Source organism: Aeromonas sp. 600276 (assembly GCF_049175815.1).
Taxonomy (GTDB): domain Bacteria; phylum Pseudomonadota; class Gammaproteobacteria; order Enterobacterales; family Aeromonadaceae; genus Aeromonas; species Aeromonas dhakensis.
The window spans coordinates 83,941-93,264 of record NZ_JAAKVU010000018.1 but is presented as its reverse complement, the minus strand read 5'-3'; the positions used below and the strand labels follow the sequence as shown (position 1 = coordinate 93,264).

8 protein-coding genes are annotated in these 9,324 nt (G+C 61.5%); 4 read left to right on the top strand and 4 right to left on the bottom strand.

Features of this window, described 5'->3' with window-relative positions:
* Positions 1-192: 192 nt before the first annotated feature.
* The 3 genes from glgA to rsmC all read right to left on the bottom strand — a co-directional run bounded on the left by glgA (position 193) and on the right by rsmC (position 4,038).
* The gene (gene glgA, locus G5134_RS17320; RefSeq protein ID WP_065018731.1) at positions 193-1,653 is read right to left on the bottom strand and encodes a glycogen synthase GlgA; all 1,461 of its coding nucleotides are present in this window, start codon (positions 1,651-1,653) and stop codon (positions 193-195) included.
* Complete coding sequence (gene glgC / locus G5134_RS17315; RefSeq protein ID WP_005305468.1) at positions 1,643-2,860, bottom strand: glucose-1-phosphate adenylyltransferase; 1,218 nt, start codon at positions 2,858-2,860, stop codon at positions 1,643-1,645. Before glgC ends, glgA begins: the two co-directional genes overlap by 11 nt.
* A gap of 149 nt (positions 2,861-3,009) precedes the next feature.
* Positions 3,010-4,038 carry a 16S rRNA (guanine(1207)-N(2))-methyltransferase RsmC gene (gene rsmC / locus G5134_RS17310; RefSeq protein WP_274181687.1) on the bottom strand — a complete coding sequence of 343 codons (1,029 nt, stop codon included), beginning with the start codon at positions 4,036-4,038 and terminating at the stop codon, positions 3,010-3,012.
* 280 nt (positions 4,039-4,318) lie between these two features.
* Between rsmC and dapA the strand changes: the two genes are divergently transcribed.
* The 4 genes from dapA (at position 4,319) to G5134_RS17290 (ending at position 8,690) form a co-directional block, all read left to right on the top strand.
* Entirely contained in the window at positions 4,319-5,191 is an 873-nt protein-coding gene (gene dapA / locus G5134_RS17305) for a 4-hydroxy-tetrahydrodipicolinate synthase (RefSeq protein WP_005305461.1), read from the top strand.
* 94 nt (positions 5,192-5,285) lie between these two features.
* Positions 5,286-6,926: a GGDEF domain-containing protein gene (locus G5134_RS17300; RefSeq protein ID WP_219325955.1), complete on the top strand. Its 1,641-nt coding sequence runs from the start codon at positions 5,286-5,288 to the stop codon at positions 6,924-6,926.
* A 4-nt stretch (positions 6,927-6,930) separates the two neighbouring features.
* Entirely contained in the window at positions 6,931-8,034 is a 1,104-nt protein-coding gene (locus G5134_RS17295) for an EAL and HDOD domain-containing protein (protein ID WP_421232093.1), read from the top strand.
* Between the two features lie 65 nt (positions 8,035-8,099).
* Complete coding sequence (locus G5134_RS17290; RefSeq protein WP_024943147.1) at positions 8,100-8,690, top strand: HAD family hydrolase; 591 nt, start codon at positions 8,100-8,102, stop codon at positions 8,688-8,690.
* A 146-nt stretch (positions 8,691-8,836) separates the two neighbouring features.
* Here the strand turns inward: G5134_RS17290 and hfq are convergent, their stop codons facing one another.
* Positions 8,837-9,196: an RNA chaperone Hfq gene (hfq, locus tag G5134_RS17285; protein ID WP_005305447.1), complete on the bottom strand. Its 360-nt coding sequence runs from the start codon at positions 9,194-9,196 to the stop codon at positions 8,837-8,839.
* Positions 9,197-9,324: the final 128 nt, after the last annotated feature.

The following is a 9,324-nucleotide window of genomic DNA, read 5'->3' as shown; positions in this document are numbered from 1 at the left end:
AGAGGGACTCGAACCCTCACATCCGTGGGACACTAACACCTGAAGCTAGCGCGTCTACCAATTCCGCCACCTTCGCATCACTGCGGTGGGGGATTCTATAGAGTTTTGGGGGGGCGTCAACAGCCAGAAGGTACTTTTTTCGCTGTTGACGCCCAAAGCAGCATCAAGGGGACAAAACTTCAGCAATTAGCGTCACTGGCGAGCCAGGGCGTCCCGATACATCTGTTCGTACTGGATGACCGAATCGGGCCAGTTGAAGCGGGTGTTCATGGCATTGCGCTGAACCCGGGCAAACTGCTCGGGGTCCTGCAGGTAATAGAGCAGGCTGCGGCGCATGGCATCGAGCAGTATGTTGGCGGTCGGATCGTTGAAGCAGAAGCCGGTCGCATGTGCCGGATCGGCATCCCAGTCCACCACCGTATCCTTCAGGCCGCCAACCGCCCGTACCAGCGGCAGGGTGCCATAGGCCAGGCTGTACATCTGGTTGAGGCCGCACGGCTCGAACAGGGAGGGCATCAGGAAGAAGTCGGCACCGGCCTCCACCAGGTGGGCGAGCCGGTCGTCATAGGTATTGATGAAGGCGAGCCTGTCCGGGAATTGCTGGGCCAGGGTGTGCAGCTGGGCGGCGAGGGAGGGATCACCCGAGCCGACGATCACCACCTGCACCTTGTGATGGAGAAACTTGTCCAGCACCGGCAGCAGCAGATGCACGCCTTTTTGTTCGGTCAGCCGGCACACCATGCCGTAGATGGGCAGGTCCACCACCGGCAGGCCCAGCTCCTGCTGCAGGCTCTGTTTGCATACGCCCTTGCCGGCCAGGTTATTGACGTCATAGGTGGCCGGCAGAAAGTCGTCGAAGGCCGGATCCCAGTCCTGATAGTCGCAGCCGTTGAGGATGCCACGCAGATCCGCCGCCCGCTGCTGGAAGACGCTGGCCATGCCGTGGGCCCCCAGGTGGGTCAGCAATTCGCTGGCATAGTTGGGGCTGACCGCGTTGATCTTGTCGGCATAGAGCACCCCGCACTTGAGCAGATTGACGTGACCGTAGTCATAGCTGATGCGCTGTTCGTAGTCGGCAATCTCGGGCACGGCCCAGAACTGCTGGCGCTCGAACACCCCCTGGAACGCCGCGTTGTGAATGCTGATCACGCTGCGAGTGTGCTGGAAAAAGGGGTTGTGGGAGTGTCGGGTTTTCAGCAGCAGCGGCAGCAGGCCGGTGTGCCAGTCGTTGCAGTGCACTATGTCGGGGGCAAAGGCGAGCTGCTCGCAGGCGTGCAGCGCGGCGGCGGCCAGGAAGGCGAAACGCTCGCCGTTGTCCGGATAGGCCTGGTTGTTTTCGGCATAGAGCTGGGGGCGATCGAAGTATTGAGGGCAATCGAGCAGGTAGACACAGACCCCTTCGAGATCCATTTGATAGATGCGATAGCCGATATCCGGCAGGCCCGGGTGGGTTGGCAACCAGCGCGAGACCAGCAGTTTGGCCTCATCCCGTCGCTTTATCGTCTTGTAGAAGGGGAGCATGATCCTGACATCATGTCCCTTCTGGGCCAGGTACAGCGGCAGGGCTCTGGCCACGTCCGCCAGGCCCCCGGTCTTCACAAGCCCCTCAACTTCCGAGGCAACGAACAGGATTTTCAGTGGGTTAATAGCCAACTCTTGCTCCCTTAGGTACCACGACGATACCGCCTTCGGACACGGTAAATCGCTCTCTGTCATGGTCCAGATTTTCACCGATCACGGTGCCGGGCGCAATTTCAACGTTCTTGTCGATGATGGCGCGGCGGATGGAGCAGCCCTCGCCAATCTTCACGTCACCGAGCAGAACCGACTCGCTGATGTGGCTGCAAGGGCCTATGTTGCAGCGAAAACCCAGGATGGATCGCTGGATCTGGCTGCCCTGGATGAAGCAACCGCCGGAGATCAAGGAGTTGGCGATCTTCACCTTGCAGTCGTCGGTGTCGACGAAGGTGGCGGGCGGTAGTGGCGGATAGTGGGTATGCAGCGGCCACTTGCGGTTGTAGAGGGAGAAGGGGGCATCGTCGGCCACCAGGTCCATGTGCGCCTGCCAGTAGGAGTCCAGCGTCCCCACGTCGCGCCAGTAGACGTTGGGCTTCTCGCCCGGGATCACGTTGGTGCTGTAGTCGTAGACATAGACGGGGGCACGCGGGAACAGGCTGGGAATAATGTCCTTGCCGAAGTCGTGGCTGGAGTTCTCCTCGGCGGCGTCGCGCTTGAGTTCGCGATAGAGCGACTCGGTCTCGAAGATGTAGTTGCCCATGGAGACCAGCGCCTGGGTGGGATCACCGGGGATGTGCTTGGGCCGCTTGGGTTTTTCCTCGAAGCCGATCATCCGGCCCTCCTGATCCACCTCGATCACCCCGAAGGCGCTCGCCTCCTCGATGGGCATGCGCAGGGCGGCGACGGTCAGAGCGGCAGCCTTCTGCTTGTGGAAGCTCACCATCTGGCTCACGTCCATCTTGTAGATGTGGTCGGAGCCGAAGATGCAGACGTGCTCGGGGTCGGAGATCTCGATGAAACGCAGGTTCTGGTAGATGGCGTCGGCGGTGCCGTCATACCAGCGTTTGCCCATCCGCATCTGGGCCGGAATGGGGTCGATGAAGCGATCCGTGATGCCGACGATGTTCCAGCCCTTCTTCATGTGCAGATAGAGGGACTGGGACTTGAACTGGGTGAGCACGTAGATGCGCAGGAAGTCGGCGTTGACGAAGTTGTTGAGCACGAAGTCGATCAGTCGGTAGCTGCCACCAAAGGGAACCGAGGGCTTGCTGCGGGTGGTGGTGAGTGGCTGGAGGCGAGTACCTTCGCCGCCCGCCAGGATCATGGTGAGTATGCCTGCCATCGTATTTCTCTCCCTGAATTCATACTATGAAAAGGTTTTCAGCTTGCTGCAAAAAAACACCCCTAAAGGGGTGGTTTGAGGTGTGTCAATTACCTTATCAGATCCCGTATGGGGCTCTCCACCTGTTTCCGGTGACTGCTTACACTTATTTACACTTTGCTCAGATAGACCTTGAATTTGGCATCGCCACTGATCACTTCCGTCCGTTTGAAGTGCGTCTCCAGTATAGGCTGATATCGCAGAAAGGCGTTGGCAACTATGGTGAGGGTGCCCTGCGGCGACAGATGCTCCGGCGCCTTGGCCAGGAAGGTTTCGGTGGCGGCGTAGAAGGTCTTGAGACCGGCGTGGAACGGCGGGTTGGAGACGATGCGGTCAAATTTTTCCTGGATGTCGGAATAGACGTCGGACGCCCGCACCTCGCCCTGCAGACCGTTGATGGCCAGGGTACGGCGGCTGGATTCCAGCGCCAGCGCGTTGATGTCCACCATGGTGACCCTGAGTTCAGGATTGCGCTTGGCCAGCACCGAGCCGATCACCCCGGCGCCGCAACCGAAATCGAGCAGCGTTCCCTGCATGGCCGGCAGGCTGGCCAGCAGCATCTGGCTGCCCAGATCCAGCTCGGATGCACTGAACACGCCGGGCAGGGCCAGCACGGTCAGCTCGGTATCGCCAGCCTGGCACTGGTAGCGGCCAAACCAGGCGTCCAGCTCGAACGGGGCCACCGGCTTGCTCAGTTCGCCGTGATAGAGGGAGCAGCGACGGGCCGAATCGCGTTTGACCGGCTTCTCGCCATAGGGGGCCAGCAGCTTGTCGGCCCCGTTGATGCCGCCGCGGTTCTCGCCGGCGAGGAACAGCTCGGCACCGGCTTCCAGCAGCGGGGTCATCATGGCCAGCAGGTATTGGGCCTCGGCCTTGGCCTTGGGCATCAGCAGCAGCAGGGCATCGAAGCGGGGGGCGCCACCCAGCTGGTGATCGAACAGGATGGCGTCGCCCAGCGCGGCCTGCTGGCTGCGGTAATAGCAGTAATCCGTGGTAAACACGGTGAGGGAGTGGGTCAGGGTTGCCAGCTGGCGCGGATAGTCATCCTCCAGGGCGCCGCACACCAGCAGCCGCTTGCCGACAAAGAGGGCTTGGTTTCGTTCCAGCATCTGGCTGACGGCACTGATCGGGCTGCTCATCGGGTCTCTCCACGCAATTTTGGGCGGCCATTATACATAGCCGCTTTCGCCTTGACATTTATGCCGTGTTCCCGAAATATGCCCAGACACCATTTTTTGAGCAGAGATGACGCAATGCGGTTCAACGGGTTGAAACGAAAGCATAAAAAAAGCCTGACATTCGGGCCTGCCGACGTTCGCGCGTAACCTCTCATCCCTGAGCAGATTCAAACCCCGGTTGCGCACATCGTACCGGGGTTTTTTATTGCCACATTCATGAGTCAACGGAGAAGGAAATTCCATGTTCAAAGGTTCAATCGTCGCCCTGATCACCCCCTTTCGACAGGGCAAACTGGATGAAGAGGCGTTGGCGCGTCTGGTGGAGTGGCATATCGAACAGGGTACCCACGGCATAGTGCCGGTGGGCACCACGGGGGAGAGTCCGACCCTGACCCACGACGAGCATTGCCGGGTGGTGGAGCTGGTGGTCAAACTGGTGGCTGGCCGCATCCCGGTGATCGCCGGGGCCGGTTCCAACAACCCGGTTGAAGCCATCGAATACACCCGCTATGCCGAGCAGATGGGGGCCGATGCCACCCTGCACGTGGCCGGTTACTACAACCGCCCCAATCAGGAGGGGCTCTATCACCACTTCAAGGCGGTGCACGACGCCACCAGCAAGCCCATCATCGTCTACAACATCCCGCCGCGCGCCATCGTCGACGTGCAGCCGGCGACCTTGGCCCGCCTGGCCGAGCTGCCGCGCATCGCCGGGGTGAAGGATGCGACCGGCGATCTGGCCCGCCCCTGGGTGGAGCGCCAGCTGATCAAGAAGCCGTTCGCCTGGCTCTCCGGTGAAGATGCCACCGCTGTGGCCTACAACATCGGCGGCGGTCAGGGTTGTATCTCGGTGACGGCCAACGTGGCCCCCAGGCTGGTGGCCGAGGTGCAGAACCTGGCGCTGGCCGGCCAGTGGCAAGCTGCGCGTGAACTGCAAGACAAACTGATTCCGCTGCATCAGGCGATGTTTGCCGAGCCGAGCCCGGCCGGTGCCAAGTATGCCGTCTCCCTGCTGGGCTTTTGCAGCGAGGAGTGCCGCCTGCCGGTGATGCCGCTCTCCGAGGCAACGCGTACCCGCATCCGCGAGGCGATGCACGCCTTGAATTTGTTATAAAAAATGGGCTCTGGATCGCGCTTTTGACTGGCCAGTCAATTAAAGTGCAGGCTTTGCCGATATACTCGCTTGGATACAACCAAGGATGGCAGGCATGCAGGAATGGGATCCAGAGCACTTCACCAGCTTTGAACACCTCTGTGAAGTGACACTGGCGGCAATCAGGGAAAAAACCGAAGCCGAACAGATCTATTTGTGGCTGCGCGCCCCCGAGTCGCAGCTCTACAGCTTCCAGCTCGATCAGGGGCTGGTCAGCCTGACGGCCGATGCCGTCGCCTCACTCAAGTTGCCGATCCTCTTCATCGAACACGCCCTCGACAAGGGACAACTGATGGTGGAGCCGCTCGCCCAGCACAACGAGCTCTGGGAAACGGTCGAGCCACAGACGGTGCGCCTGCGCGCCTGTTTCCCGCTCAAGCGCCACAAAGGGCTGGAGGCCGTGGTCTACCTGGAGACCCGCCGCCGCATCGATCGCCTGCCCCGGCGCCAGCAACAGGGCATCCAGCTGCTGATGCACTATCTTGCCGCCGAGCTCGAGAGCCGGCTGCTGGCCAGCCAGGTCGATCTGGAGCGGGATCAGCGGCTGCACACCCAGGCCGACCTCATCCGCAGTCAGGCGCTGCAAGGTTCCTTCCTCAGCATGCTGCAGGCGCTGCACCAGGTGGGAGTCAAGCTGGCGCGTTGTGACAGTGAACACCAGCTGCTGCACGATGCGGTGGCGCTGGCTCGTCAGGAGCTGCAGTTCGACCGCATCGCCATCTTCCTGGTGGATGCCGAGTTCAAGACCATGCACGGCACCTGGGGCACCAACGAGGTGGGCGAGCTGATCGACGAGCACCACTTCATCAGCCCGATCCCTGATCACCCCACGGTGCAGGAGGCGCTGCGCCGCAAGGATTATGTGCTGGTGCTGGAGGATGCGCCGCTCTACTACGAAAAGCAGGAGGTGGGGCGTGGCTGGAATGCCATGGTCTCGCTGTGGGACGGGGCCACTCCCATCGGCTGGATCGCCGCCGACAACCTGCTGTGGCGCCGGCCGCTCAAGGCTTATCAGAGCGAGATCTTCAAGCAGTATGCCGCCATGCTCTCCCAGTTGCTGATCCGCCAGCGTACCCAGGCGGCGCTTGAACGTTTCAACCGCGAGCTGGAGCAGCGGGTCAGCGAGCGCACCATGCAACTGGCCGAGAGCAACCGGGCGCTGGCGGAGGCCAACAAACGGCTCTCCATGCTGTCGCTGGAAGATCCCCTCACCTGCATCGCCAACCGCCGCCAGTGGGATCTCACCATGCAGCGGGAGTGGGAGTGGGCACGCCGGCACCAGAGTCTGCTGGCGGTGCTGATGATCGACGTGGACGAGTTCAAGTCCTACAACGATCACTTCGGCCATGCCAAGGGGGATCAGTGTCTGCAGCAGGTGGCCGCCCTGCTGCAGGATGCGGAACGGCGGCGTACCAACCTGGTGGCGCGTTACGGCGGCGAAGAGTTCGTGATCCTGCTGTGCGGTCCGCAACCCGGTGAGGCGGAGCGGCTGGCGGAACAGATTCACCAGGGGCTCAGTGAATTAAAAATCCCGCATCCGGCCTCCCGAGTTGCTGATTTCATTACGGTTAGCATAGGCTTTAGCTATCTGGTTCCCTCGCTGGATGGAACATGGCAGAGCCTGACCGAACAGGCCGATCAGGCGCTCTATCATGCCAAATCGCAGGGGAGGGCGTGTACGCTAGCCTATCGGTGAGCCCATGTTGTTACGTCGTTATCCCATCTTCAACCGTCGTCTCGCTCTCGTGGCCTATGGCATTGACTATCAGCTTGCCGACCCTGCCGAATGGCCCCTGCTGGCCGCCCAGTGCCGGTTGCTGGCTCAGGGGCGCCAATATCTGCTGCCCTTCACCCACGAACAGCTCGATGAGCTGCGCCCACTGCTGTTCGATCAGGACACCATTCCGCTGGTTGAGGCTTCGGCCGAACGGTTGCCCACCTCTTTTCCCGTATTGGAGCAGTGGCGCGACTATCGGCGCCGGCTGGCGGTGCACGGTGCCCAGCGCGAGCAGCGCTGGCTCAGCGCCTCCCGTCTGCTGGTGTTCTGGATGGGGGAGGAGGGGATCCGTCAGCCGACCGAACACAAGCGGATGGCCCTCGGCATCGAGAGCTGGGGGGATTTTCTGCCGCTCAAGGAGGCAGGGGTCGACTTCTTCGCCGGCGGCTTCCTGGCGCGCCCCGAGCTGGTCAACCAGCGCGCCGCCCAGCCTGACATGAAGCTGGTGCAGGAGATACTGCAGCTCATCTGCCATGAGGAGTTCTCCTTCGCCCGGGTGGCGACCTTGCTGCAGCAGGATGCCTGGCTGCCGGGGCAGCTGTTGAGCTACGTCAACGCTCCCGGTTTCGATCACGCCAGCCCCATCGTTTCGGTTAACCGGGCGCTCTCTTATCTGGGAGAGCAGGAGATCCGCAAGTTCGTGCTCATCTACGGGTTGGCCAGGGTCAGTCAGCACATTCCGGAGGCCTGCACCCGCATGGCCATTGCCCGCGGCCGCTTCTGCGAGCTGATCGCCCTGAGCGCGCTCGGCAAGTCCGCCACCAGCTGGGCCTTCCTGGTGGGGCTGGTGCTGGATGGCTCGCTGCTCTCCGAACAGCTCAAGGCCCATCTGCCCAAGGATGTGAAGCGAGCGCTGGAGTCCCGCGAGGGACCGCTGTTTCATCTGTTTCAGCTGGTGAAGTGCTATGAACAGGGCGACTGGCCACTGCTGGCCCAGCTGGCGCCTACTTATCAGCTGGATCCCGCCAAACTGACACCCATCTATTTTCAGGCACAAATGTGGGGGCAAGCGTTTCTTGCCACCTAGGCCGTGGCGAGGGAGAGAGGCTCTGGCTAGAATGGGGACCCTTTTTCAGACACGGATCCCGCACCATGACCCTCTCCGGCTTTCAAGGCCTGGTATTCGACCTCGATGGCACCCTGGTGGACTCCATGCCGCTGCACCTCGCCGCCTGGGCACACACGGCCCGGGAGTTTGGCTTTCATTTCGACCCAGACTGGTTCTATGAACTGGGTGGCATGCCGAGCCGCAAGATAGCCCTGCTGGTGGCCGAGCAGCAGCAGATCGCGCTGGATCCGCTCATCGTGACCCGTTGCAAGACCGAGCACTACGTGGCCAACCTGCACAAGGCAACCGTCTTCCCGGCCATGCAGACACTGGTCGAGCGTTACCATGGCCGCATCCCCATGGGGATCGGCACCGGCTCACCGCGGGTCAACGCCGCCGCCGTGCTGCGCAATACCGGGCTGGATCGCTACTTCTCCGTGGTGGTGACGGCTGATGATGTCGAGTTGCACAAACCCCACCCGGATACCTTCCTGCTGGTGGCCAGCAAGCTGGGGGTCGACCCGGCGGGTTGTCTGGTGTTCGAGGACACGGGGATTGGCGTACAGGCCGGTCAGGCTGCGGGGATGCAGACCTGCATGGTCAGGGAGGGCAGACCGGTCGGCTTGCAGTATTGAAGCTGCCGCATTGAATCTGGGCAGAGTGCGTCATCATGGGCGCTGAGGTAGAAAGTCCATTCCCATACGGGACTGTCATGACAAATGGGAATGGACTCGGTCACCCTCTGACGCAGCGATGGTCGCGGGGTGACATGGGCATGGCCTTACTGGTCGCTGTTGCCGCCCTGGTTGTCGTCGTAACGACCGGGTGCGCCGTGGGGGCGCGGTGCCATGGAGACGCGAGGCTTGCGAGCACGCTGGATATTGACCTGCGGCCGGCCGGAGTGCATGGCGATGGTGGAGATCTTGGCCTTGTAGACCAACTGCTGGTTGCCATGGGCATCGGTCAGCAGCACGCTGTACTGGTCGAAACCGCTGATGGTCCCCTCCAGCTTGATGCCGCTCACCAGGAAGATGGCGACCTGACTGCGGTTTTTGCGCAACCAGTTGAGGGCAGAATCTTGCCCGTTCCCGAGGGAGAAGGCTTGCTCGATCGTGGAGTAGCTTGGGGATTCAGTTGTCATAAATTATTGTCCCGCGGAAAAAAAGTGGCGTTTGATTGTGCTAAATGGTCACTTGCTTGTCAAAGTCATTCTCACGCCCGCTCGGGGTGGTGCAATGAGAGGGCTGGTCGGCACGGGCCGCTGCTGTA